Origin of the sequence: Anaerofustis stercorihominis DSM 17244, assembly GCF_000154825.1 — a bacterium.
Lineage (GTDB): Bacteria > Bacillota > Clostridia > Eubacteriales > Anaerofustaceae > Anaerofustis > Anaerofustis stercorihominis.
Genome location: NZ_DS560015.1, coordinates 205,665 through 230,921, shown reverse-complemented (window position 1 = coordinate 230,921; position 25,257 = coordinate 205,665). Strand labels below are relative to the sequence as shown.

Sequence of the window (25,257 nt, the reverse complement as noted above, 5' to 3'; positions counted from 1 at the left end):
AGGTGCTTAAGGGGTGAAACCTCTTATTTGTTTGTTTCTTGGAAAAGAAAACAAAAAAGACCCGCATACCGCAGGTCTTTCATTTTATAGAAAATCTCTTAATTTTTTACTTCTGGTAGGATGTCTTAACTTTCTTAAAGCCTTAGCTTCTATCTGTCTTATTCTCTCTCTCGTAACGCAGAATATATCCCCTACCTCTTCAAGTGTTCTCGGTCTGCCGTCTTCAAGCCCAAACCTTAGAATAAGTACTTTTGCTTCTCTGTCGGTCAGAGTTTTCAACACTTCGAAAAGCTGTGTCCTAAGGAGCATATAACTTGCGGCTTCTTCGGGAGCCACCGCATCGTCATCGGGAATGAAATCTCCAAGGTGAGAATCTTCTTCTTCTCCGATAGGAGTTTCAAGGGATACGGGATCCTGAGATATCTTCATTATGTCTCTTACTTTTTCTTCCGGTAAACCCATTTCTTTAGCTATTTCATGAGAATTTGGGTCTCTTCCCAAATCCTGAATAAGCATTCTCTGAACTCTCTTGAGTTTGTTTATAGTCTCTACCATATGTACCGGTATCCTTATGGTTCTCGCCTGGTCGGCTATGGCTCTTGTTATCGCCTGTCTTATCCACCATGTAGCATATGTAGAGAATTTAAAACCTTTTGTATAATCGAATTTTTCAACTGCCTTTAAAAGACCGAGGTTACCTTCCTGTATCAAATCAAGGAATGACATACCCCTGTTCACATATCTCTTTGCTATACTTACCACAAGCCTTAGGTTTGCTTCGCAAAGTTTCTTTCTCGCTTCAACGTCTCCGCTTTCTATCTTTTGTGCAAGGTCAAGTTCTTCTTCAGCACTGAGTAGATCAACTTTACCTATCTCTTTCAAGTACATCCTTACGGGGTCGTTTATATGTACCGATGGTTCATATGCCTTAGCTTCGGCTTTTTTGACATCTTCGTCTTTTATATCTTCATCCAAAAGAGCATCAACATCTTTATCCGATTCGTCATCATCCTGAAGCACAACGCCTTCTTTGAAGAAGAACTCCAATACTTCATCTATTTCGTCGGAACCGAAATTTAAATCCGTAAAATGCTGGTTCATTTCTCTTTGAGAAACTACGCTTTCTTTTTTAGCCCAAGCCTTTATATCTTCAACCGTCTTTAATTTTTTGACTTCCGCTCTGACAGGATCTTTCTTAACTTTCTTTTTGGTTTTTGCTTTTGTATTTATAACTTCTGTTTTTACTTTTTTATCGTCACCCATATTTACTGCTTTACTTACCTTTTTTTGAGTCATTATATAAGTGTACCTCCGTTTTTGGCTTTCAAAAGCTCTGATTTCAGTTTGTAGAATTCGGCTATCAAAACATCCAACATTTCTTTATCTTCAGATTCCTGAATATCTCTTATGGCAAGCTTAACCTTTGTGATTTTTTTGTTTATATTGTTAACCATCAGCGTTTTCTTTGCCTGATTTAAATCATCACTATCTATATTTTGGTCCAAAGACACAATTCGTGACATAGTTGTAGCCAATATATCATTATAATCAAATAGTTCTATAAAGTCAACCTTTTTTCCTAAGTTTATACAAGAAACTATCTTTTCATATATTTTTTTATAATCATCACCCACCAATATATCTTCATCTAAATTTACTTCTTTTATCTTATCGATATCGAGGGCATTGTCTATCATATATTTCAGTATCATCTCCTGAGCACTTATGATTTTTTGTTTTATCTGATGTTTCCTTATATTCTGCTCTTTGTCATCCTTTTTACCCTCCTCCAAATGATTGGGCGTTATGAAGCTGTTTGTATTCACTTCCTTTTCTATGGTTGATATTTCGGCTTTTGTCCTCTCGTGAAGATATTTGATATAAAATTCTTTTCTTACATCATCATCTACTTTTCCTATTATGACGCAGGCTTTTTTTATAAAATCCACTTTTTCCCAATTATCCAAAAGATTATGATTATCTTCAAGGAGTTTTATTCTAAACTCTATGCTGTCTACGCCATTTTCTACCAAATTATTAAATTTCTCTATGCTATTATTTAATATGTAGCTGTCGGGGTCATCTCCCTTCGGCAGTCTTACTACTTTTGGATAAATATTGGCACTCTCAAGGATCTCGCCGGCTTTTATCGTCGCGTTAAGACCGGCGTTATCGGAGTCGTACATTATGACTACGTTTTTTGTATAGCGATTTATAAGCTTTGCATGGTTGATGTTAAAGGCAGTTCCCAAAGTGGCTACGGCGTTATTTATCCCGTTATTCACCAGAGATATAACGTCCATATATCCCTCAACCAATATAAGAGGCTTTTCGCTGAGTTCTTTCCTCGCATTATTCAAGTTATATAATGTAGAGTTTTTCTTGAATACCAAGGTTTCGGGAGAATTCAAATACTTCGGAGCATTCTTCACATTCTTGAATATCCTTCCTCCGAAAGCTATCAGCTTCCCGTTGACGTCCTGTATGGGAAACATTATCCTATCTCTGAAATAATCATACACTCCCCTCTTATCGTTTGTACGTACCAGCCCTGCTTTTATAAGAGTATTCACTGAATACTTCTTTTCTTTTACAAGATAGTTATATAAATTATCGAATTCGTTTATGGAATATCCAAGACCGAATTTCTTTATCGTTTCTTTTTTCAGTCCTCTGTCGAGCAAATATTTTAGAGGCACACCGCTTTTCATCAAATTCTTATAATAATAATTCGCACTGTCTTTTATGCAGTTATAAAGCTCCTGCTTTTCATTGTAGCTTATTGCGTTCTCGCTTCTTCTGGTATAATTACCGTTTTCTTCGTACTGAACATTTACCCCTTCCATATCCGCAAGGAGTTCCACAGCTCCGCTGAAATCCAGCTTATTCATTTCCATGAGGAAATCGAGGACATCACCGTTCGCATTGCAGCCAAAACAGTGATATCTGCCCATTTCGGGAGTTACCACAAAAGAAGGTGTCTTTTCCGTATGAAAAGGACATCTCGCCTTATATCTCGTACCGGACCTTTGAAGAGGTACGTACTGATTTATGATACCTACTATATCCGCATCGTCTACGAGTCTGCGAATAAAATCTTTTTTAAAATAACCCTTCATATTCCTCCTTAATAATTTTCTTTTTTCTTTTTTAAGAAACAAACCTCTAAGGGGCTCTGCCCCTTACACCCTGCTTAATCTTTGCTCGCCCAAAGATTAAGAATAAATGGCTTCACTCAAACGCCGTGATGGCTTTCAACGCAGTTGGATTTTCTAAAAATCTCTGCCCGAGATTTTTGAAACAACTGCTATCCCAACCCTTTTAATAAAAGTTCTATTAAATATTAAAATTAATAACTCTTTCAGGTAAATAGCGGATGAATGACTTCAGTAAGTTTAATATCTCTTTTGCCGAAGGCTTAGGCACCGCGCCCAGCGGGGTCGTTTTATCCATATTGTAACTGACCCAAAACTCCAAAGGAGTTTTGTAAATCTTAACTTTAGTTAAGATTTAACTGAGCAAAGCTCAGAGGTCAACAGGAGCAAATGCCATTTATGAGCATTTGCGAATGGTTTCTATGTGCATTTGCAAATCTTGCCTTTGGCAAATTTGCTCATGTTATCGCATGTGTTACCACATCTAAATTTTGTTCCTCAAAATTTAGTAAGCCTTCTTACGAAGTCTTCCGATAGTCAAAATATGGTCAGGTTTTTAAGGGCGGACAGCCCTTAACCATTTTACATTCCCCAAATAGTACTCGGAATAAACAATTCCTTATAAGTATTTATAGCAAAAATATCGGACATACATGCAACGTAGTCGCATACGCTCCTGCTCAGTCCGTCAGATTCTACTCTTTTATAAAAATCAGTCGGCATTTTTTCCGGATGCTTCGTATAATAATCGTAAAGCCGTTTTACTATAGCCTTACCCTTATTCCCTTCTTCGATTGCCATTTTGGAATGATATACATTTTCAAACAAAAATTTTCTCAGTCCCATTGTCGCTTTATAGATTTCATCGCTCATTTTTATTTTATCTTTATGTAAACTGTTTTTGATTATATCCATTATCATGGTATTTATCCTCTGTGAATTAGTATTCCCGAGAACTTCCGTAAATATTCCGGGAATATCTTTCTCTTTGAGTACTCCGAAACGAACGGCATCATCTATATCGTGATTTATATAAGCAATCTTATCTGAAAAGAAAACTATCTCTCCTTCTAAGGTAGAAGGCTTGAAACCGTGACAGTGGTTCTTTATCCCGTCAATCACTTCATGTGTAAGATTGAGCCCTCTGCCGTCGTTTTCTATCCTCTCAACCACTCTTACGCTTTGAATATTGTGTCTGAATTCAAAAGGACATATCTCATTAAGTACCTGTTCTCCGCTGTGACCGAAGGGAGTATGTCCAAGGTCGTGTCCCAGAGCTATGGCTTCCGTCAGGTCTTCATTGACTTTAAGTGCCCTGGCGATACTCCTGGATATCTGAGATACCTCGAGAGTATGAGTAAGCCTTGTCCTGTTGTGATCTGTCTCGGGAGAGATGAATACCTGCGTCTTATGTTTAAGTCTCCTGAAAGACTTACTATGTATTATCCTATCCCTGTCCCTTTCGAAGTCCGTCCTTATTTCACAGGGGATTATACTTCGTTTTCTTCCCTTTGTATCGATGACTTTAAAGGCATATTCGCTGAGTCTATTAAGTTCTTCCCGTTCTTTTTGTTTTCTTATGTTCATATAATCTCTTTCTGCGGGCAAATCCCCGCATACCACATTCTGTAGGGCTCTGCCCTACGACCCGCCAGTATTTTTCCTAAGCAAAAAATACTGGACAAAATGCTTCCACTCATTCGCCGTGACGGCTCTTAACGCTTCTCGATTTCCTAAAAAAACGCTACCCGCGTTTCTTGAAAGAGAAGCTACCCCACCTCTTTACATATAAAGTTTTATCTTTAATTAGAAGCTATAACTCTTTTAGGCAATTTGTATATGTCTCCGGGAGGATGTTTAATATCCCTTTTGGCGAAGCCTTAGGCACCGCGCACAGCGGGGTCGTTTTATCCATATTTTGGACAAGCAAAATATGGTCGGGTTTTTAAGGGCAGACAGCCCTTAACTATAGGTTGTAGGGCAATGCCCTACAAAATAGATTGTAAGGCTATGCCTTACGAATTCGCACGCAATGCGTATAATTATATTTATTATAACATATATATACTCCTTTGGTTATATCTTTAAGAAATCTTTATTTAAAACTTTATTGTTTTTTATGTAAGAATATTCCTGCTTATCCTTTTCACTTTTCAAATTATTGAATAAGAAGACGGAAAGAAGTATCAAAAGTACGTTTTTACTTCCGAGAAGGAGCACATATACTCCGAGGAACAGCAAACTAAGGTCTACTATAAAACTTATTATAAAGACGTATTTAAAGGCATCGGGTTTACTGAGCTTTATCTGAAGCAGTGAAAATATACACCTTGAAGCATCTAAAGGGATAGTTGGAACGAGATTAATAAGACCTATTAATATATTATAAAAAATAAAAAAATCGTATGAAGGGATATAAATATAAAAACTTGCAAAGACGATTATTCCCGCAAATATAAAATTGGCAAGAGGTCCCGAGAAGTATAACAGAAATTCCTTATCGGGACGCATATCATGACTTACATATGAAATTTTAGCGCCGAAAGGAAGAAGGGAGACATTATTCACCCTAACGGAAAATATCCTTGCGGTGATAAGATGTGCGGTCTCGTGGATAAACAGTGAAAAAACAAATATCAGAAAATCCACGAAACCGCTTTGAGAATATATTATAAAAAGCGCAAAAACGCTTAAAGACGTCAAAGTAAATTTATTTAAAAGGGATTTAAACTTCTTGTTCATTAAGTTGTGTCCTATTCTGTTTTGGTATTATTATCCGTGGTTTTGTTCGTGTCCGATTTGGTATCCATATATGTAAGAGGGTCTACCGCAGTATTATCCACCCATACCTCAAGCCCGAGAACATCTCCGCTGTCGTTATTATCCATGGAACCTATTATATTACCGCTGGTTACCGTATCCCCCACCTTTACAAAAGTAGTCTTGACACCGTCGTAAATCACGTTTGTGTTGTTGCCCACATCAAAAACCACCCTGCTCCCGCCGTAAGAACTGGATACCACGTTTGTTACCTTACCGCTTGCCGAAGCAAATACTTCTTCGCTCTTTTCGGTTTGTATCTCGATACCTCTTGGCTTTACGGTAGTGTTAAAGACAGGGTGAGTCTTATCTTCAAATTTCGTTATGACTTCCCCGCTCACCGGCATTTCCAATTTGAGTTCACCCCTCGAAGAACTTACCGCAGTGCTTTTGCCTCCGTTAAATACGCTGGCAGTGTTATTTACAAAAGAAACGACCTTGTCCTTTGCCTTGCCGAAAGAAAAGACATCACTACTGAATACGCTGTCTATCTTAGATGTAACGGAAGTCGGAAGAGATACATCTAACATGTCCAATGTTACATAAGAAAGCGCCAGTATCACTACGAATATCATCACATTCAAAAACCTGTCTTTCTTCACAGGCGCCTTTTTGTTCCTGTTATAACTATTATAATTCCTGCTTCTGCTGTTATAAGAAGTTCTTCTGTTTCTTTGATTTTTTTTACTTCTACCGCTTTGCATAAATATCCCTCCTAATAAAAGTCCTATTTAAGTATATTAAGAGGTAAATAAAATATTCATAAATATTTACTTGAAATGGAAAAGCTTTTTTTGTATAATATGAAAAGTAATATGCGGATGTGCTGGAATAGGCAGACAGGCACGGTTGAGGGCCGTGTGTCCCACGGACGTATGGGTTCAAGTCCCATCATCCGCACCATATAAAGAATTCAAGGGGCTCGGCCCCTAAAACCCCGCCAATTTTTACTTGTCTAAAAATTGGATTTAACGACCCCGCTGGGCGCGGTGCCTAAGAGCTTCGCTAAAAGAGATATTAAATTTACTTTTAACTTTCATATGCTGATTACCTAAGAGAATTGCATATATTATAAAAGTAAAATAATAAATACTTATTATATAAGTTTACAACATCAAGTTGATGTTGTTTTTTATTGTTTATGTTCATCATATAGTTTAATTATTCTCTTTAAAATAATATACGAAACTTAACAAATTGTTATAAACGATTTGTTATTATTTTCTATGAAATTATCATATAATTTTATTACTAAAATTTTTTTAAATATTTATAAATACCTACAAAAGCATTTGGCTCAATTTGTCTTGATGATAAGATTAATCCTCTTAATCTTATTTTCGATTTGCTATCATTTGGATGACTTTTTAAATATTCAAACTCTTTAATTATTTTCAGTCTAAGCGAATTAGGTATTGATAATTGTCCGTTTTTATCTATTATTACACCAGTTATACGTTTAGGATATCCATTTAAATATCTTTTAAATTTAGAATTTGATATATTATAATTATACTTATTAATAATTCTTTTTATTTGTTTAATAAAATCATATGAAATTTTATTAAAAGAAGAAAAAATAATATCATCTACGTAAATTGATACATTTATTGAATTTTTATTAGCTAAATTATATATTTCATCAAACATATCTTTATTAACTAAATAAGATAAAAGTTGACTTGCAGGAGAGCCAGAAATAAGATGATTCTTACAAAATATATTTTTATATTCTAAAAACTTTTCTAATTTTTTATTATTTTTTATTTTTGTTCTAGTCAAATCAACAGTAGTTAAATTTGTTAATATATACGCTATATCAGAAGAACACTTAAAATATGTTAAAAAAAATAAATAAACCTTTTCTCTTGATATATTAGGGAAAAATGATTCTAAATCTATTTTACAAACATATTTATTTCCCTTATGTAAATAGGCATTATCATAATATGATCTACCCTTTACACCAGAAAAAACATAATTGGGCATTTGTAATAGAGAGAGTATATTTTTTAATCTAGATTGTATTTTTTTTAATTCTAAATCGGGAACCTCAATTAATCTTTTTTTACCATTTTTATTATCTATATATGGTGTTATCAATTGAGTGATATATGATTGTTTGAAAAATTTTTTATCAGGAATTTTAAGAAGATATTTTAAATAATTTTTATTTGATAATTTATATAAAGGTGACTTTTGAATTTCCATAATTTCTTTCTTAAAAGGCGAGTTGACTACTGATTTCCAATAAAGATAATTATTTGGTAGACAAAATTAATTATCTCATTTAATAAATCAGTTGATATAGTTAGTACTATTAAAATAAAAATAATATAAAAATTTAAATTTATTTTAACATATACATTATTGTTACAAAATAAATTAATTTTATTTGTAACTTTTTTATTTTTTGTCTCCTTCATGATGTCACCTCCTTTGCATTTATTGCCTCAAAATTATTGAGGTCTCCCAATCAATAAAACAAAGAAGTTACAAGTAGTCTTATATCTATTTGTCAACTCTTTAACCTAATCTCCCTTAAAGGAAATAATACACACTATTACTATTATACTTTACTTATATAATCATTATTTTCATATTATATATTAATATATAAACATAATAATACAGTGTTCAATAAAAATCTCACTAACTAGTAATGAGTCATTCATCAAAAGATGAACCATAATGGGAGAAAATCTGACTACAAATACTAACAAATAAATTATACCATATAATATGAAATTTACAAAATATAAAATTTTATTATTATATTTTTAATAATATTAAACTACCTCATATCACTATTCTTTCCCTCCCCATTGACTCTGACACGATGTCAGATAATATAATGGTTCCAAAACATAGGAGGATAAAGATTATGAAGAAGATAATAACGGGGATAAAGCACCATTTGGACGATTATGAGTGCATGTGGAACGGTATCGAGGACATATACATGAACAAAACCAATGAAAAGATACCCGATCAGTTTTTCTTTTCCATGGCGGGATTTTGCGGGTTTACCTACCTTCAAACCAATAAATCGGACATAAAAAGGATGGTATCTTTCGGCGAAGGCAGGACAAAACAAATGTATAAATACCTTGCCCCGATAGTGGGGTTTGATTATCAATTCAGTGAATGCAGGACACCTGAGACGGCACTTACAAAGGCAAAGAGGGAAATAGACATCGGTAACCCCATTGTGATAGGGGCTTTTGACATGTACTACTTGGAATATCTTCCTAAACTTTATCACAAAGAGCACATACCTTTTCATTATTTTTTGATGATAGGATATGACGACAAAGAAGAAAAGATATATTTGTACGACTGCGGAAGGAAAGATATCCAGGAGTTATCATATAAAAATGTCCTGCTTGGAATGAACGCAGAGTATCCGGGACTATGTAAACCCAACACCATTTGCAAGATAACGATGAACAAACCGAAGGATAAAAAATATATTATAAAAAAATGTTTGGAAGATAAAGCAAATTTATACATAAATCCTCCGACAAATTTCATGGGAGTAAAAGGAATAAAGAAGTTAGCGAATGAACTGCCTAAATGGGAAGAAGAAATAGGTAAAAAAGAGACAAGAAAAGTGATTTTGAATATGATAAATTTCTTAGGAAGCGTGCCAAAGACACCAAACAGACTTCTCGGAATAGACGAACCCGATGACATAACATATATGTGCTCAAGGGATAAGTTTGGGAGAGTACTTGATGAAATCGGCAATGAATATGATAATTTATACTTTAAACGATCAAGCGGTTTATTTAAAGAAAGCGGAAAAGAGTTTACAGAATTATGTGATATTTTTATCGACTATATTTTGAACGATAAGGATATATTCGAAAGAGCAAGTCAAATCATAACAAAGATAGGACGTATCGAATATGAAGCATATACGCTTATAAAACAAGGATTAAAAGAACTGTAGATATGATTTTTACCAACAAGCAAAATAAATCAATAATATTTATAAAAGAGGTATCCCCTCTTTTTTATTTGACTAAATAATCATTACCTGCAAAAGCCTTATTTATATCATATATTCAAATGACTTAAAACAAGTATAAACATCTTCTTACTATAACAGGAATATGTTATAGTCTCCTAATAATCATACTTTAAAGAAGCATATGAAATACAAACTGACTATCAGAATAAAACCGTACAAACAAAATAAAAATGTAAGGATAATGATAACGTTCCTGTTCCGATATTTGCAAAATGTTTTACCGCATTTAGAACAAGCCTTAAAATCTTTATTTATTCCCCTTAGTGCACAAGCACTATCTTTTATTCTTTTTTCACCCTCTGAAGCAAGGTTTTTCGTAACTGCATTATCATCATTTGATTTTTTATCCGCATTAAGCTCTCTATCTTTTTCCATGACTTATTATCTCCGATAAGCCTTATCAAAACCAAATATCTTACTTTTAGTCACAGTAGTGATATAATACAAATATTACATATTATGATATTTTTCGGCTATATCAACCAAATTTTTCTTACATAAAACATTAAATACGTAATACTATTCAATAGTTACAAAAAGTAAAGTTTTTTTACCTTTTTTAATGTGTTGCCTGATGATTTATTCTGTACCTCCTTAATATATTTAAGCTTACAACTACAAAAAAGCAAAACGATAATATCTGTAAATAAGCAAAAGAAAGAATATCATGACCTTGATATTCTTTCCGGAAAATTCTTTTTATCATATTTAAATAATTTATTTGTGATTAATTAAAATGACATTTAAATTTTATAATCAAGTACATTACTCTTAGCTCAATAATCAACACTTTCAGGCAACATTTATATGTCTAAGTAATATAATTTTAATATTAAGACAGTAAAAACACTGATTTATCTTTCTTAATAAATATAAAAGTTCTAATTTAGCAATCAATAATGAAACATCGCTTTTATATAATCAGGATATGACAACATATAATAAGTCAGCTCTTTTTTATCGAAGGCTTGGATACCATGCCAAGAGGGGGGCGTTTCTTCCATTCTGTGATTATTAAAAGACTTCGAAGAAGGCTTGTTTAAATTTACTTAAGTAAATTTTAGATGTGTGAAACACAATTAATAACACGATTTCTTAGTTTTCTGTGCAGAAGATTTGCGTCAGCAATATTTGCGAATTAGGGCAAGCAAAGATTAAGCAGGGTGTAAGGGACAGCGTCCTTTAAAGTTGAGATTTAAAGATATTTAACACATATTGAATGACCTTGGTTTTCTTGGAGCGATGTATCCACTCATCAAAAGTTATTTCATCACAGTCCTTTAAAAGTTCAAATATTTCATATTTTAGTTCGTTGGTGAATTCCGTATCGGGAATGAAATTCCCGCATTCATAGTGAAGATAAAAGCTTCTGAAATTCATATTTATTGTTCCTACGATACTTGCGAACTCATTTAAAATTATTTTGCTTCTTATTAAACCTTTATTGTATTCGTATATCCTAACTCCGTTTTTAAGTAGTCTGCCGAAGTTATATTCGCTTAAATATTTAGATGCTTTCTTATCGAATACTTTAGGAGTTATTATCCTTATATCAACTCCGCTCTTTGCCGCAAGACAAAGGCAGTCGACCATTTCGTCATCTGGATTTAAATACGGGGTAGTGAGGTATAAAGTCCTTCTTGCGGTGCTTATAAGATATTTATACATATCTTCCGCGATATGGACATAATTAGCGGGACCATCGGCAAATGGCTGGCATACAATACCGCATTTCATTTCATAAGAATTTTTATATTTCTCGAATTCTGTTATTTTATTGTCGGTTGCCGCATTCCACATTCCTATGAATATAAGGGTAAAACTCCATGTACTTTCTCCTTCAGTTCTTACAGCACAGTCCTTATTATAAATTTCATTTTCCTGTAGATTTATAAAACTGTCTTTTAAGTCAAAGCCCCCCGTATATGAAATATTACCGTCTATTACTATTATTTTTTGATGAGAACGGTAGTTGTAATATTGTTTAAATGCGTTCTTGTGTATTTCATTAAAAACAGTAACTTCCATTCCGATCTCTTCCAAATGTTCCTTTAATCCCTTCGGTATGTTAAGTATGGAACCTATATCGTCATAGATTATTTTTACCTCGACACCTTCTTTTGCTTTTTCCTTTAACAGTTCATATATTTCATCCAATACTTTCCCTTTGGATACAGTATAAACGCTTATGAATATAAATTTTTTGGCGTTTCTTATATCCTCTTTGATATTTTTATATGCTGTATCCCCGGAAAAAAAGAACTTAGTGATATTGTTTTTATATGGGGGATAGTGATAGTTGGTCAGATATGACGACAGTCTCTGAGCGTCTATATTATCCATGTTATAAAGTATTTCATCGTCTGTTATCTGTTTATAATTTACCCTGTCTATTTGCTTTTGAATAAGGGAATGCTTTCTTAAATTTGAGTGCTTCTTACCCCAGAAATCATACATTATGTGTCCCACTATGGGAAGAAGAAGGACAATTGTCATCCAAAACATCTTATATGCCGAATTCCTTTCTTCCGCCATTAAGTGCATCAGTACAATAACGCTCAGCACTTCAATAAATGTATATACTATTACCGCATGGTTTTTAAGAAAATAGGTAAGCAGTATCATAAATGCTATTTGTATCAAAAATAAAAATGCTATGAAAAGTATTCTCATTATGGTACCTAAACGGTTATTTCCTTTATTTTTCATAAATACCTCTTATATAGATTTTATGTAATTTTATATTTATTACACTTTGTTCGTTATTTTTTTTCTTTTTTACTTTATAGGATTGAGTTATATGTTTTAAATTATTTTATATATCAAACCAAATAAAACTTTCTATCAAAAAAAGCGAATCATTAAGATGTTATGAAGTCTTATAATTCGCTTTTTGCATGGTTTAAAGAAAAAATCTTTCGATCATCTTTTATTATAAATATTTTTTATATTTTCGTCAATATTATATTATCAATTTTTCACTTGAAGATGATACACCTACAGCCCCGTTCTTTATACATGATATAACTTCATCTTTCGTTTCTATCATTCCTCCGGCTATAATGGGTACGTTTACCTTTTCTCCGATCAATTTGATAGCTTTAGGCGCAATACCGGGCAGTATTTCCACAATGTCGGGTTTTACTTCTTTTATGAGTTTAGCTGAAGAAACTATAGTGGGAGAATCCAGTGCGAATACTCTTAAAATACTTGTTAGATTAAGGTCTTTCGCTTTGTTTATAAGTGCTTTTTTAGTGGTCAGTATCCCGTCGGGATTCGTAAGTTTATATATGTATTCCAGAGCAATGGGGGAAGATGAAAATCCATGTACCAAATCTACGTGAATAAATGCCATTTTTCCCGCATTTTTGATTTTCTTTACCTGACTTACCAAATGATCCATATCCGTATGTATGATAAACACGACTTCAGCTCTGCTTTTTATTGCTCTGTCGGTCTCTTCTTCACTTCTTACCGATACTATTATAGGATTTTTCTTTAGTGCATCTATCAATTTCTTGTTCATAAATTCTCCTTTTTTCTTTTTTAAAGAAAGAAATAATCAAGGGGCTCTGTCCCTTACACCCTGCTTAATCTTTGCTCGCCCTAATTCGCAAATATTGCTGACGCAAATCTGCTCATGTTATTTAGTGTACTTCGTACACATAGATTTTAATTAATTAAAATCTAAAAATCTTCTTGTGAAGATTAAAATTAGTCAATTTAAGAATAAAAGGCTCCACTCAATCTCCGTGGTGGCTCTTAACGCGGTCGGATTTTCTAAAAATCTCTGCCCGAGATTTTTGAAACGACCGCTACCCCGACCCAATATAGGAAGTTTTATCTTATATTAAAGATAATAATTCTTTCAGGTAATTTGGATATGAAAGTGGGAGGACGTTTAATATCTCTTTTGCCGAAGGCTTAGCACCACGCAGTGGAAGAATTTTTATCCCTTTTTTGTTTCTTCGGACAAAAAAGGGCAGGGTTTCTAAGGGACTCCGTCCCTTAGAAGGTTAGCCCTACAGAAAGTTCTTGTTTTCGCAGGAATAATTATACCATTTACGAACAAAAAAATAAACCCACTATATTCCTATAATGGGTCTGAATGGATTTTATGATATACTATTTTTGATTTTAGCAGTTTCTCGTTACAAGAAGATCTGCTCCCGTACCGCAGATGTCTTTTACAACTATATCACCGATTCTAACCGGAGCTTTTAGGACTACGGAGTTGATTTCTTCCATAACTTCGAATATCTTTGCTTTCGGTACTCCCGCATTTGTTCTTACCGAAGTCACATTATCTCTTCCGCCTTCGACTTTAATAGTAGATGTAACTACTCTCTTAGGCTCTACGACTTCTTCTTTGGCGTATTTGTCTCCTCTCGGACAAGTATTCCCGGTTACCGAAAATACTTCTTTTCCTTCGTATTCTACCGTTAAGGCACATCCTCTAGGACAGCATATGCACGTTAATTCTCTTTTCATTATTTATCCGCCTCCTCGATTTCAAAAGTAAGTTCGCCTTTTTTATCTTTTATCAAATCTTTCTTGATGTTTATGTTTATCATTTCTCCGGGTAAGAATTTAAGTTCTTTCTTTCTTAAAATTTCTTCTCCGTTAAGTTTTGCCACGACGTATCCCGCAGGCACTACTCTGTTTACTCTCATGAACATGGATACGTCTTCTTTTAAGTCTTTTGAGGAGATTTTCTGAGGAACGGTATAAGATATGGGAGCCACTGCTTTTGTCACGATATCTTCGCTTACATCGTTTCCTTCTTTGATATATTCCGCAGCACCTTTACCTGCGATAAACCCTTCGTTTGAAACGAAGTCTACAAGGTCGTGTACCTGAAGTACGTTCCCGCAGGCGAATATGCCTTCAATGCTCGTTTGTCTGTTTTGTGATACATAAGGTCCTTTTACTCTAGGGTCGATTTCTATTCCCGCCATATTTGAAAGTTCGTTTTCCGGGATAAGTCCGACGGATAATAACAAAGTATCGCAAGGTATCACTTCTTCGGTCCCTTCGATAGGCTTTTTGTCTTCGCCGACCTGAGCAACCACAACAGCTTCAAGCCTTTCCTTACCTTTTATATCCACTACGGTATGAGCAAGCTTTAGCGGTATATCGTAGTCTTCGAGACACTGAACGATATTTCTTTGAAGTCCGTTTGAGTAAGGCATAAGTTCAAGTACGCATTTTACCTTTGCACCCTCCAAAGTCATCCTTCTTGCCATAATAAGTCCGATATCTCCCGAACCAAGGATCACTACTTCTTTACCTACCATGTAACCTTCCATATTTACAAATCTTTGAGCTGTTCCCGCGGTCATTATACCGCTTGGACGTGAACCTGCCATGTTAAGGGCTCCTCTGGTCCTTTCCCTGCAGCCCGTAGCCAGTATTACCGCCGTAGGTCTTATGGTCTGATAACCCGTTTCTTTATTTAAAAAATGTATCGTCCTGTCGTCTTCAAGTTTGATTACCATTGTGTCAAGCATAACATCTACGCCAAGACGCATTATAGTATCTATATCTCTTCCCGCGTATTCCGGACCCGCAAGCTCTTCTTTAAATCTGTGAAGTCCGAAACCGTTATGGATACATTGGTTAAGAATACCGCCTAACCTCATATCTCTTTCGAGGATAAGTATGTCCTTTACTCCGTTTTCTTTTGCCGAAATAGCAGCGCTGAGTCCAGCAGGACCTCCGCCGATTATTACTAAATCATAGTTTTTCATCTTAGTTGTTACCTCCCTTGTTAAGTTTTCCGGTTAGAATATAAGATTCTTCGCCTTTCTTGGTAACATCTTCATAGTTCATATCGTATTCTCTCTTTATGATTTCCATTACCCTAGGAGAACAGAAACCTCCCTGACATCTTCCCATACCCGCTCTCATTCTTCTCTTTACGCCGTCTAAGGTCGTTACCTTGATACCTCTGTGAAGGACGTCTACTATCTGACCTTCCGTGATAGTTTCACATCTGCATATAACTCTTGCAAATCTAGGGTCTTTTTTGATGAGTTCATTGATTTCTTCTTTAGACATATTTTCCATGTCCACATATCCTCTTCTATTAGGATCGAAATCTTTGTTTTCACTTAATTCAAGTCCCGCTTCTTTTAAAATATCAACGAGCATTTCGGCTATCGCATATGAAACCGTAAAGCCCGGAGACTGTATGGCAGCGGCATTGATAAATCCTTTTGTGGAACTTTCTTCGATAATGAAGTCCTGTGTATCCGTAGTCGCTCTCAGTCCCGCAAACTGAGTGATGACTTTGCTTTTGTCGAGTTTGTTTATAAGAAATCTCTCCGTTTGAGCCCATACTTCGTCTAAAGTTTTTGAGTCTGTAGAAACATCTTCTTTATCGTCTATGTACTCTGCGTTAGGACCTACGAGTATATTTCCGTCCTGAGACTGTGTAAGAGCTATACCTTTTGAATGTGCTTTCGGAGTAGGGAATATGACAGGATGAACTTTTGATGATTCACAGCTGTCAAGCAGCATATATTCACCTTTTCTTGGTGTGATTTTAAAGTTCGTTTCCGCTATCATGGAAGAAATCTTGTCCGCATATACACCTGCTGCGTTTATCACGTATCTTGCTTTATATTCATTGTCCTTTGTCTTGACCGTAAATACGTCTCCCTCTTTCGTGATATCCGTTACTTCTTCGTTAAGGTTGAATTCAACACCGTTCGTAATAGCATTTTCGGCTAATGCAACGCAGTATTGGAAAGGCATTGCGATACCCGCAGTCTTACAGTAAAGAGCTGCGATGACTTCGTTTGATATATTGGGTTCGATTTCGTGTATCCTGTCGATATCGATTATTTCCGTTTCGACTCCGTTCTTATTTCCGTTTTCCTGAAGTCCTTTGAGTGTTTCGATATCTTCTTCGTCGAATGCGAGAACGAGAGAACCGCATCTTGTATGACCGAAATGGAGTTCGTTATCCAAAATAGTAAACAGCTCGTTTCCTCTCTTTGATAATTTAGCCTTGATAGTTCCGTGAGTTGCGTCGTAGCCTCCGTGTATCATTCCCGAATTGGCTTTTGACGTCCCGCATGAAACATCTTCTCTTCTTTCCAAAACGCCTATGTTTAAATCGTACTTGGAAAGTTCTCTTGCGGCAGAACAACCTACCACACCTGCACCGATAATTAGCACATCATACATTTCTTTCATATTTTCCTCCTTGTAAATACAAAAAAACAACATACACACTTAAGGTCTTTAAGCGTAATATGTTGCGGTTTCTCTTCTAATCTCTTCCGCTATTTAATTGTAAATTGATATTTTTATATATTATATAACTTTCTTCCAAGAATTTCAAGTCCTTTATGTGACTTTTGTAAAGATAATTATAATTAGATTAATTTTGTAATCTAATTATATTATATTCCATTTTGTTTAAATTGTCCTTACCTTTTAATATTTACTGCATTTTTATTTAAATATTATTATAATTAAAAGATTTTTGAAATGAGTCATTTAACCCACGAAAAATTAAATATTTAAGATTTGACAGATCTTAAAGCACCTCTTTTATACGTTCATAAACATCGTTTACCTTTTCCATGAAACTCATCAGACAGCTCCCGTCTTCATGATCATTTAATATATCGAGTAAATCCGATGCTATCAAATCGGCTGCCTCTTCGTTCTCTTCTTTCATATCGGAATAGTCCATATCCACAAGTACCGCAATGTCCGTCTTGAAATCATCGGTATCGCTTTCACCGTTCAAATAATCTTCGATGATTTCCAAAGCTTCGTCTATCATATCTTTACCTCGCCTATATATTTTTAACAATTATATCATGACTTTTTATTCAATACAACAAAATATATTAGAGGTATGACCCATTGTAAGGGGCTCTGCCCCTTATAAATATCATATACCCCCCCTACAAATATCATCAAAAATGTAATAAATAACAAAAAACGTTCAAAATGCGAAATATCCATGTTTTATTGTGGAAAACTGTGGATAACCTGTTAGTATGTTGATAACTTTCGGGATATTTCGGGTTTTAGCCTTAAAAATCGGCTTTTTCTTTGTTGATAATCTTCGGCATGAGAGAAAAATCATCATAATTCAGTCTGTTCATTATTATAAAAGATGTAATGAATGCTATGGTTATTTTAGGTGAAGTCGTATATAAAATAGATTCGATAAGAGAACTCCTGTTGCTTGCAAAGATGAGCAGAGAAAGAAGTGTTTTCTTTTCGAAATTCATATCCGCACTCATTGCGAGGTTGAATATCCCCCCGTCGAGAAGTGAAGATATCTTCTCTTCGTTTAATATAAGTTCATTTACTTCTCTTATTATTTCAAGTCTGAATTCTTCGTATGAATACTCTTTTATAGGCTCAAGACCAACAACGTCCGCGGTTATTTCAAGTGCCGCCATAAAAAATCTTTCATCTCTTATGGGTATATCACCATAGTCGTATCCGTTCTTATCTTTATAGTAATCGTTGATAAACTCTATATAACTTTTTATCCTCTTGTCGCTTATAAAGAAATTAGAAAATCTGTCATCCATTATAAGCCTTGATATATCCCTTGGTTTGAGGGATATATCGTAACCGTTCATAGGTCTTTTGACATAATAATGACTTGAGAGATATTCGTCATTATATAGTTTCGTATCCAAATATCCCTTATTTATATTTTCTTTCAGCTGTTTGCTGTTGAATAAAAACTGACCGTAGAGAGTATGCTTGCTTATTATGGTATGAACGGTAACATCGTCTGCGACTTTTTTCTTTGTTATATTGCTTAGAGGAGGATTTATATCTACTTCGATTATATCCTTGTAGCCTCTGTCTGCCAAAGGACCTCTTGGAAGGTTATCATACACTCCTCCGTCAACGAAGACCTCTTCGTCTATTTCCTGCCTGTAAAATATGGGATAATTTGCACTTGCAAGGATATAATCTATCATCTTGCCCTTTGGCATATCCTCCTTGAATATGATTATAGGCTCCAAAGTCGTAAGGTTAAAAGTAACGACTCCGAAATCTATATCGCTTTTTCTTATCTTCTCTTCGTCCAGATTAGCCCTTAATATTTCTTCCAGCTTGGATATGTCCCTTATCCTGTCTACCATGTTGCTGTCTTTGTTATATATGGTTTCGGGAGTTATCTCTGTCCAAAGCTTTATCGCCTTTTTAAAATCTTTTTGAGCTACCAAAGCTCCGTTTACCGCTCCGATACTTGTACCGCATACCGATTTTATATTTATATTTTCTTCTATCAAAGCTCTCCATACTCCTATTTCATAGGCGCCTCTGACGCCTCCTCCTCCGAGGGCGAGAGCATAAGTCTTATTCCTGTCAAATTTCATTTTAGTTACCCCTTAATGTTTATATTTATATTTTATCATAATATCTTGGCGTATCTAATAAGTATATATTAAATTAATTGTATTTTAATGTTTAAATATGTAAAAATACTTGATGAATTTTTTCTCTATAGTGATGATAACATTTAGATTAAATAAGCACGGCCGTGCTTATTTTTTTGTACTGCTATATAGGGAGGGATTATTTGAAAAAAGATAAGACAAAAGAAGACTTGAAATTAAGTGACGTTATAGATGAAGTTAAGAAAATTGCTTTTCATAATCTTTCTGACGTGGTCATTTTGGAGAGTGAGGGGCTAGAACTAAAGGATTTCGATTTTGAAGACAAAGCCATCAAATCCGTGGAATTTACCAATGGAAAACTAAAGCTTCAATTTTACGACAAGTTAAGAGCTCTTGACCTTCTAAGCAAGATACTCGAAAAAGATACTGCAGAAATTGCAAAAGACGAAGAGGAAGAAAGTGTGATAGTAAATTTCAAAAATATCAGCGATTATACCTAAAAAATATAAGGGGGCTATGTACCTTTGATTTCCCGTTATTTTTTGACTATCGTAAGATTTAGAAAAAAGGCTAACTAACTTTTGTGTAACAAAGGCGGTGACACATACGATAACATAGCAAATTTTTTGTAGTCAAGATCCCGAAATGCACATAGAAACCCTTGGGAAATGACCATAAATGGTATTCCATGCACTTCATAATTTCATAATCTCGCTGACTGCTTAGATTTGCTCAGTGAAATCTTAACCAAAGTTAAGAGTTCTAAAACTCTGAAGGAGTTTTAGGGCAGTCACTAAATGAACAAAACGCCCCGTCAAGAGAGGTACCAAAAGGATTTAACAAAAAGAGATAGTAAAACCCCTTTCAAGGTTTTGGGTCAGCCAAAATGAGCAGACCTTTACGGCGACATCCTAAAAATAATATAAAAAACGGCAGTAGAAAAAAGAAGTAATTTTAAATTTTATAAAAGCAGGAGGTATGTATGAACGTAAAAGAAATAAGGATAAACGCACAGCTGATGTGCAACAAATCAATCGATAAATCGATGTGCATAAACTATATCAACGAAGGGATAAGGGATATTATCTCAAAGGGTATAAATGCGGGAGAAGTAAAGAAAAGAGAGCTGTTCGCATTTAACACCAAGTGGTATCCGATAAAGGCAAAAGACGAGATAAACAGAGTTCTGTTAAAACTCAAATACATAATAAACGAACAGAACAAGAGAACGAAGATGTATATAAAAGTGGGAGATGAAGTGATGTTCGACCTTATGGGAAGATATACATTGTTTTATGTACTGCTTCCAAATAAAGTCAAATCGGAGGACGATGAACCGGGGATGAAAGAATGTTATCACGACGCACTTTCCGCATACTGTGCATACAGGGAAAGGCTGAGATTTTACGGAGCCGATGACGACAGCACAAAACTTTTATACGAACTTTATAATCAAAGGATATTCAGTACCGACGGCGGTTACTATTAGGAGGCAGATATGAAAATCAAAAACAGAAATTTTATGGCAAGTGTAGGAGATGCATCTACGGGGATAGCCGGACCCGACGCACTTATTGCGGACATCGATAACATCATCGAAGCACTTTCAAACTTAGATGACGAAAACATAAAAAGTCTGTCAGCAGACAGAGTAAACACGAGTGATAAAGAAACCTTGACGGAAAGTCTAAACAAGCTTACAAATAAAATATATGAAATCTTAGGAACAAATACTTTGGATGGCGAGGTAGAAAAAAGTCTCAAAGATTTGATAACTCATTTAAAGGATAAGAGTAATCCTCACGGAGTGTCACCTTCCGTTCTAAACGTATATACAAAGGACGAGATACTGTCTTACTTCGGGGCTTCAAACAATACCATGAGCTGTGAAGTATTTGAAGTTACGGATATAATCGACGGCGGATTTAAATATAAAGATAAAGAAGGCGAAGTCCATACTTCCACCATAGATACCGACGGATATTATATATTTACCCTTCAGGGGAAAAGCGGTTATAAACTCGGATCAAATGCCGTTGAAGCGATAGTGAACGACGCCTTGTTCAGAACGGAAGCCTCGGGAGGGCTTAGGGAAATAAAAGAAGAAAACTCAGACGGATTTTCAAAGAAAGTCGGTGTAAGCGGATTATTCACAGGCTGTGAAGTCACATTCAAATACTTTTCCAGAATAAACTTCTATTCAAAACATGCAATAAGCCACATAAACTCTTCCGATGAACTTATACATATCGGACCGAACCCCAAAATGGACTCTAATAATATAGATACGCCGATTTGGTTTGATACCAGTAATTAAAGGACGGAGTCCCTTACAATGGGGCGTAGGGCGAGCCCTAAAAGATATTGCATAAAAAGGTCTTAGGAAAATCCTAAGACCTTTTTATTTTTGGGCCGGCGCACCTTAATGTCTATTTTTTAGGCGGTCTCCAGCTTGATTTAAGGGAGACTATCCTGTTGAACACTAGTTCATCTTCTTTGGTAAGCTTAGGGTCAACGCTGAAGTATCCGTTCCTAACGAACTGGAACCTCTCTCCCGCTTTAGCTTTTTTCATGAACGGCTCTAAATATATTTCTCTTTCATTAAGAGAATCGGTGTTTACCGTATCGAGGAAGTTTTCGCTTGATACTTCGGTATTGAATAAAGGTTCCAAAAGCCTTGCCTTTGCTTTTATGGCAGTTGTCCTTTCGACCCAGTGTATCGTTCCTTTTACCTTTCTTCCGGTAAATCCGCTTCCCGATTTTGTTTCCGGGTCATATGTGCATTTAAGTTCCACCACTTCTCCATTTTCGTCTTTTATCACTTCATTGCATGTAACAAAATATGCTCCTCTGAGCCTTACTTCGTTACCCGGGAACAGTCTGAAATACTTCTTAACGGGAACTTCCATGAAGTCTTCTCTTTCAACGTAAAGCTCTCTGCCGAAAGGAACTTCTCTCTTTTCTCCGCCTTCTATATCCTGATTGTTTTCCATTTCAAGCATTTCGATTTTGCCTTCGGGATAATTTGTAATGGTAAGTTTTAACGGATTTAAAACTGCATTTACTCTGTCTGCTTTGAGTTTTAAATCGTCTCTTATAAAGTGATCCAGCATTCCGCTGTCCACAAGACTGTTGGATTTGCTTACTCCGATTTCTTCGCAGAAATTTACGATAGCTTCGGGTGTGACCCCTCTTCTTCGAAAACCCGAAATCGTAGGCATTCTAGGGTCATCCCATCCATCGACGTATCCTTCGTCAACAAGCTGTCTTAAATACCTCTTGCTCATTACCTGATTTGTAAGGTTGAGCCTTGCAAATTCAATCTGTCTCGGTCTTTTTTCTTTATAATCATCAAGATTATCCAGTATCCAGTCATATAAAGGTCTGTGGTCTTCGAATTCAAGAGAACAAAGTGAATGAGTTATCCCCTCGATAGCGTCTTCTATAGGATGAGCAAAGTCGTACATAGGATAAATACACCAATCGTCTTTAGTGTTGTGATGTTCCTCGTGTACTACTCTGTAAAGTGCGGGGTCACGCATGTTCATATTAGGGCTTGCCATGTCTATCTTGGCTCTTAACACCTTTGAGCCCGTTTCATATTTACCCTCTTTCATTTCTTTGAAAAGCTTAAGGTTTTCTTCCACGCTTCTGTATCTGTAAGGAGAATTTACTCCCGGAGTCGCTAAATTCCCTCTGTTTTTCTTCATTTCTTCATAGCTTTGGTCATCTACGTATGCAAGTCCCTTTTCTATAAGTTCCACCGCATAAGCATACATCTTATCGAAGTAATTGGAAGCATGAAGCTCTTTTGCCCAATCAAAACCCAGCCAGCTTATATCTTCCTTTATGGATTTTACATACATCGTATCTTCCTTTGCGGGATTTGTATCGTCGAAACGAAGATTTGTCTTACCGCCGTACTTCTTTGCGGTAAGGAAGTTTATGCAAATAGCCTTAGCATGTCCTATATGCAAAAATCCGTTCGGTTCGGGCGGGAAACGAGTGTATATTTCATCCTTATCGTATACTCCCTTTTCTATATCTTTATCTATTTCATTTGTTATAAAGTTGGACTTGATCTCCCCCATTTAAACGCTCCTTTTTGTACTTATCTTTACCATTATAATACAAATTTATTAATTATTAAAGAGAAAATTTTTTTTAATAAAAATCAACATTTCTATTGGTTGTGACCTTCGATCTTCAAAATATTTACCTATCCGAATATTTAGGTAAAAGTACATCACTCAATCACTATGACGTCTTATAAATCGGTCGAATTTTGACTATTTACTGTTAGCATTAGAACTTTTAAATAACACGATTTCTTTAGTTTATTGTGAAAAAATTTACGTTAGCAATATTTGCAAGTTTCTTCAATTATCCAACCGCATAAAAATCCCTGTGACTTTAATGGAAGACTTTTTCCATCTTTTTTGACTTTAGGAAAAAGATGGTTGCCCTTTAGGGCAAAACCTAAAAGATTGCAAGGTAAAACCTTGCACAAAAAATGTCTTAGGATTTTCTTAATACCTCTATTCATATCGAAGATCCCTGTTTTCCATAGCCTCCGACTGAGTTGTCGGATTAAAAACAAGGTCTCCCTTTTGTACGGGAGCATTTTCGTTTATTATATCATCGTCACAGGTCACACTGAACTGAGATAATATCTCTTCATTCGGTTCGCCGGTGCCATCATTCAAATCGCTTTTTTCAGAAACTTCTTTCATTATGAGTTCTATCATTTCATCCTCGGGAGTTTTTATGACGTTTTCGTCTTCTTCCCATGAAGTATCATCTCCCTCACTAGACTGTACATCTTCTATGCTGTCACTGTCAGCTTTATCACTTTCAAGCCCATTTCCAACTTCATCGATATTTTCGTTTACAAATATATCCGATGTGTCCGAAGGATATTCTTCTTCATTTCTTTCCAAAATATAATCTTTATTTTCTTCTATGACTTCTTTTTCACTATCATTTATTTCATCATAAATATTACCTCTGATATTTTCATTGCTGTCATCTTTAATATCTGAAGTATTATCTTCACCTATTTCCGAACCACTTCCTATTTCTTCATCACCCTTAATATAAGGCTCATCTCCGTCGGTTTCATCATTGGAATCATTACCCGTATCACTGTCGTCTTCGTCGCTTACTTCAGCATCGGTTATGTCATCCTCACCGTCAGCTCCGCCGTTTTCAACGCCTTCATCATCCCTATCGGACAAACCTGGTGATATTCCTGCCTGTTTTTCTATTTCGTCCAAATAATAGGAGCTGAAGCTTTTTACCAATTTTCCGAGAAAAGTATTGCTGTCTTCAAGGTAACGAAACATCCCGTTGCTCCCAAGCCAAGTCAGGAATGTAAGCCATATCCCGTCTCCCGTACTAAGTATCCCGTCCATAAAGGTCTTTACAAGCCCCATACAGACTGCTGTGCTGATTATAAGAGATATAATCACAAATATCCATGAACTTATGTTAAATTTTTTAAATATATTCTTGGTAAATTCAGTAGCGAACATTACTATGCCGGAAAAAATAAGAGCCAGCACCAAAATTTCCAAGAAAGATATTATCCCTTCAATATAAAAACTATCCATTTATTTATCCTCCCACACTATCTTATGGGAAATACATATTTTATGTGTATGAGGGATAATAAAATAATCTAAAATACCTTTGCTCCATATTTATAAAAAGGTCTGAGTATATGTCTGAAGATAATGGTATTAAATCAAAACAAAAAACGATATAGTCACAAAGAAGTAAAATCAAAGGATTTATTTGTATGTATGATAATAAATAAAAAGGATATATGGACATTTAAAATATAATACTTTTT

Annotated in this window: 20 protein-coding genes and 1 tRNA gene; 5 read left to right on the top strand and 16 right to left on the bottom strand. The window is 35.1% G+C overall.

Annotated elements, in window-relative coordinates; translation table 11 throughout:
* Positions 1-84: 84 nt before the first annotated feature.
* From rpoD to ANASTE_RS01045, 5 genes are all read right to left on the bottom strand, one after another.
* Positions 85-1,296, bottom strand: coding sequence for an RNA polymerase sigma factor RpoD (gene rpoD, locus ANASTE_RS01065; RefSeq protein WP_007049013.1), 1,212 nt, complete (start codon positions 1,294-1,296; stop codon positions 85-87).
* The gene (gene dnaG / locus ANASTE_RS01060) at positions 1,296-3,119 is read right to left on the bottom strand and encodes a DNA primase (protein WP_007049012.1); all 1,824 of its coding nucleotides are present in this window, start codon (positions 3,117-3,119) and stop codon (positions 1,296-1,298) included. The genes rpoD and dnaG overlap by 1 nt, the downstream gene beginning before the upstream one ends.
* A 618-nt stretch (positions 3,120-3,737) precedes the next feature.
* On the bottom strand, positions 3,738-4,742 hold the full coding sequence (locus ANASTE_RS01055) for a deoxyguanosinetriphosphate triphosphohydrolase (RefSeq protein ID WP_039944569.1): 1,005 nt from the start codon (positions 4,740-4,742) through the stop codon (positions 3,738-3,740).
* 489 nt (positions 4,743-5,231) lie between these two features.
* On the bottom strand, positions 5,232-5,897 hold the full coding sequence (locus ANASTE_RS01050) for a site-2 protease family protein (RefSeq protein ID WP_007049009.1): 666 nt from the start codon (positions 5,895-5,897) through the stop codon (positions 5,232-5,234).
* Positions 5,898-5,908: 11 nt separating this feature from the next.
* Positions 5,909-6,679: a murein hydrolase activator EnvC family protein gene (locus ANASTE_RS01045; RefSeq protein WP_007049008.1), complete on the bottom strand. Its 771-nt coding sequence runs from the start codon at positions 6,677-6,679 to the stop codon at positions 5,909-5,911.
* A 113-nt stretch (positions 6,680-6,792) separates the two neighbouring features.
* Here ANASTE_RS01045 and ANASTE_RS01040 point away from each other — a divergent pair.
* Positions 6,793-6,878 (top strand) — tRNA-Leu (locus ANASTE_RS01040).
* 348 nt (positions 6,879-7,226) lie between these two features.
* Here ANASTE_RS01040 and ANASTE_RS01035 read toward each other — a convergent pair.
* Positions 7,227-8,186: a reverse transcriptase family protein gene (locus tag ANASTE_RS01035; RefSeq protein ID WP_007049007.1), complete on the bottom strand. Its 960-nt coding sequence runs from the start codon at positions 8,184-8,186 to the stop codon at positions 7,227-7,229.
* A gap of 673 nt (positions 8,187-8,859) precedes the next feature.
* On the opposite strand from ANASTE_RS01035, the gene ANASTE_RS01025 reads away from it, so the two are divergent.
* Positions 8,860-9,930 (top strand): BtrH N-terminal domain-containing protein, encoded by a 1,071-nt coding sequence (locus tag ANASTE_RS01025; RefSeq protein ID WP_039944568.1) that lies wholly within the window; start codon positions 8,860-8,862, stop codon positions 9,928-9,930.
* Positions 9,931-10,113: 183 nt separating this feature from the next.
* On the opposite strand, the gene ANASTE_RS01020 is transcribed toward ANASTE_RS01025, so the two are convergent.
* The 8 genes from ANASTE_RS01020 to ANASTE_RS11165 all read right to left on the bottom strand — a co-directional run bounded on the left by ANASTE_RS01020 (position 10,114) and on the right by ANASTE_RS11165 (position 19,382).
* Entirely contained in the window at positions 10,114-10,386 is a 273-nt protein-coding gene (locus tag ANASTE_RS01020; RefSeq protein WP_007049004.1) for a hypothetical protein, read from the bottom strand.
* 807 nt (positions 10,387-11,193) lie between these two features.
* The gene (cls, locus tag ANASTE_RS01015) at positions 11,194-12,720 is read right to left on the bottom strand and encodes a cardiolipin synthase (RefSeq protein ID WP_007049002.1); all 1,527 of its coding nucleotides are present in this window, start codon (positions 12,718-12,720) and stop codon (positions 11,194-11,196) included.
* A gap of 253 nt (positions 12,721-12,973) precedes the next feature.
* Positions 12,974-13,537, bottom strand: a complete 564-nt coding sequence (locus ANASTE_RS01010; RefSeq protein WP_007049001.1) for a glycerol-3-phosphate responsive antiterminator — start codon at positions 13,535-13,537, stop codon at positions 12,974-12,976.
* 611 nt (positions 13,538-14,148) lie between these two features.
* The gene (locus ANASTE_RS01005) at positions 14,149-14,502 is read right to left on the bottom strand and encodes a DUF1667 domain-containing protein (protein ID WP_007049000.1); all 354 of its coding nucleotides are present in this window, start codon (positions 14,500-14,502) and stop codon (positions 14,149-14,151) included.
* Positions 14,502-15,761: an NAD(P)/FAD-dependent oxidoreductase gene (locus ANASTE_RS01000; protein WP_007048999.1), complete on the bottom strand. Its 1,260-nt coding sequence runs from the start codon at positions 15,759-15,761 to the stop codon at positions 14,502-14,504. Before ANASTE_RS01000 ends, ANASTE_RS01005 begins: the two co-directional genes overlap by 1 nt.
* A gap of 1 nt (position 15,762) precedes the next feature.
* Entirely contained in the window at positions 15,763-17,214 is a 1,452-nt protein-coding gene (locus ANASTE_RS00995) for an NAD(P)/FAD-dependent oxidoreductase (RefSeq protein WP_242648085.1), read from the bottom strand.
* Positions 17,215-17,560: 346 nt separating this feature from the next.
* Entirely contained in the window at positions 17,561-17,812 is a 252-nt protein-coding gene (locus tag ANASTE_RS00990; protein WP_007048997.1) for a hypothetical protein, read from the bottom strand.
* Positions 17,813-18,068: 256 nt separating this feature from the next.
* Positions 18,069-19,382: a patatin-like phospholipase family protein gene (locus ANASTE_RS11165; protein ID WP_007048995.1), complete on the bottom strand. Its 1,314-nt coding sequence runs from the start codon at positions 19,380-19,382 to the stop codon at positions 18,069-18,071.
* A 203-nt stretch (positions 19,383-19,585) separates the two neighbouring features.
* On the opposite strand from ANASTE_RS11165, the gene ANASTE_RS00980 reads away from it, so the two are divergent.
* The 3 genes from ANASTE_RS00980 (at position 19,586) to ANASTE_RS00970 (ending at position 21,720) form a co-directional block, all read left to right on the top strand.
* Complete coding sequence (locus ANASTE_RS00980; protein ID WP_007048994.1) at positions 19,586-19,903, top strand: terminase small subunit; 318 nt, start codon at positions 19,586-19,588, stop codon at positions 19,901-19,903.
* A gap of 482 nt (positions 19,904-20,385) precedes the next feature.
* Positions 20,386-20,892, top strand: coding sequence for a hypothetical protein (locus ANASTE_RS00975; RefSeq protein ID WP_007048993.1), 507 nt, complete (start codon positions 20,386-20,388; stop codon positions 20,890-20,892).
* A 9-nt stretch (positions 20,893-20,901) separates the two neighbouring features.
* Positions 20,902-21,720, top strand: coding sequence for a hypothetical protein (locus ANASTE_RS00970; RefSeq protein WP_007048992.1), 819 nt, complete (start codon positions 20,902-20,904; stop codon positions 21,718-21,720).
* Between the two features lie 112 nt (positions 21,721-21,832).
* Here ANASTE_RS00970 and ANASTE_RS00965 read toward each other — a convergent pair whose 3' ends face one another.
* The gene (locus ANASTE_RS00965; RefSeq protein WP_007048991.1) at positions 21,833-23,494 is read right to left on the bottom strand and encodes a glutamine--tRNA ligase/YqeY domain fusion protein; all 1,662 of its coding nucleotides are present in this window, start codon (positions 23,492-23,494) and stop codon (positions 21,833-21,835) included.
* Between the two features lie 447 nt (positions 23,495-23,941).
* Entirely contained in the window at positions 23,942-25,015 is a 1,074-nt protein-coding gene (locus ANASTE_RS00955) for a hypothetical protein (protein WP_007048989.1), read from the bottom strand.
* Positions 25,016-25,257 lie beyond the last annotated feature (242 nt).

Excerpts from the sequence above, each read along its gene's own strand:
- rpoD (WP_007049013.1), bottom strand. The coding sequence starts at position 1,296 with ATGACTCAAAAAAAGGTAAGTAAAGCAGTAAATATGGGTGACGATAAA.
- dnaG (WP_007049012.1), bottom strand. The coding sequence starts at position 3,119 with ATGAAGGGTTATTTTAAAAAAGATTTTATTCGCAGACTCGTAGACGAT.
- ANASTE_RS01055 (WP_039944569.1), bottom strand. The coding sequence starts at position 4,742 with ATGAACATAAGAAAACAAAAAGAACGGGAAGAACTTAATAGACTCAGC.
- ANASTE_RS01050 (WP_007049009.1), bottom strand. The coding sequence starts at position 5,897 with ATGAACAAGAAGTTTAAATCCCTTTTAAATAAATTTACTTTGACGTCT.
- ANASTE_RS01045 (WP_007049008.1), bottom strand. The coding sequence starts at position 6,679 with ATGCAAAGCGGTAGAAGTAAAAAAAATCAAAGAAACAGAAGAACTTCT.
- ANASTE_RS01035 (WP_007049007.1), bottom strand. The coding sequence starts at position 8,186 with ATGGAAATTCAAAAGTCACCTTTATATAAATTATCAAATAAAAATTAT.
- ANASTE_RS01025 (WP_039944568.1), top strand. The coding sequence starts at position 8,860 with ATGAAGAAGATAATAACGGGGATAAAGCACCATTTGGACGATTATGAG.
- ANASTE_RS01020 (WP_007049004.1), bottom strand. The coding sequence starts at position 10,386 with ATGGAAAAAGATAGAGAGCTTAATGCGGATAAAAAATCAAATGATGAT.
- cls (WP_007049002.1), bottom strand. The coding sequence starts at position 12,720 with ATGAAAAATAAAGGAAATAACCGTTTAGGTACCATAATGAGAATACTT.
- ANASTE_RS01010 (WP_007049001.1), bottom strand. The coding sequence starts at position 13,537 with ATGAACAAGAAATTGATAGATGCACTAAAGAAAAATCCTATAATAGTA.
- ANASTE_RS01005 (WP_007049000.1), bottom strand. The coding sequence starts at position 14,502 with ATGAAAAGAGAATTAACGTGCATATGCTGTCCTAGAGGATGTGCCTTA.
- ANASTE_RS01000 (WP_007048999.1), bottom strand. The coding sequence starts at position 15,761 with ATGAAAAACTATGATTTAGTAATAATCGGCGGAGGTCCTGCTGGACTC.
- ANASTE_RS00995 (WP_242648085.1), bottom strand. The coding sequence starts at position 17,214 with ATGAAAGAAATGTATGATGTGCTAATTATCGGTGCAGGTGTGGTAGGT.
- ANASTE_RS00990 (WP_007048997.1), bottom strand. The coding sequence starts at position 17,812 with ATGATAGACGAAGCTTTGGAAATCATCGAAGATTATTTGAACGGTGAA.
- ANASTE_RS11165 (WP_007048995.1), bottom strand. The coding sequence starts at position 19,382 with ATGAAATTTGACAGGAATAAGACTTATGCTCTCGCCCTCGGAGGAGGA.
- ANASTE_RS00975 (WP_007048993.1), top strand. The coding sequence starts at position 20,386 with ATGAACGTAAAAGAAATAAGGATAAACGCACAGCTGATGTGCAACAAA.
- ANASTE_RS00970 (WP_007048992.1), top strand. The coding sequence starts at position 20,902 with ATGAAAATCAAAAACAGAAATTTTATGGCAAGTGTAGGAGATGCATCT.
- ANASTE_RS00965 (WP_007048991.1), bottom strand. The coding sequence starts at position 23,494 with ATGGGGGAGATCAAGTCCAACTTTATAACAAATGAAATAGATAAAGAT.
- ANASTE_RS00955 (WP_007048989.1), bottom strand. The coding sequence starts at position 25,015 with ATGGATAGTTTTTATATTGAAGGGATAATATCTTTCTTGGAAATTTTG.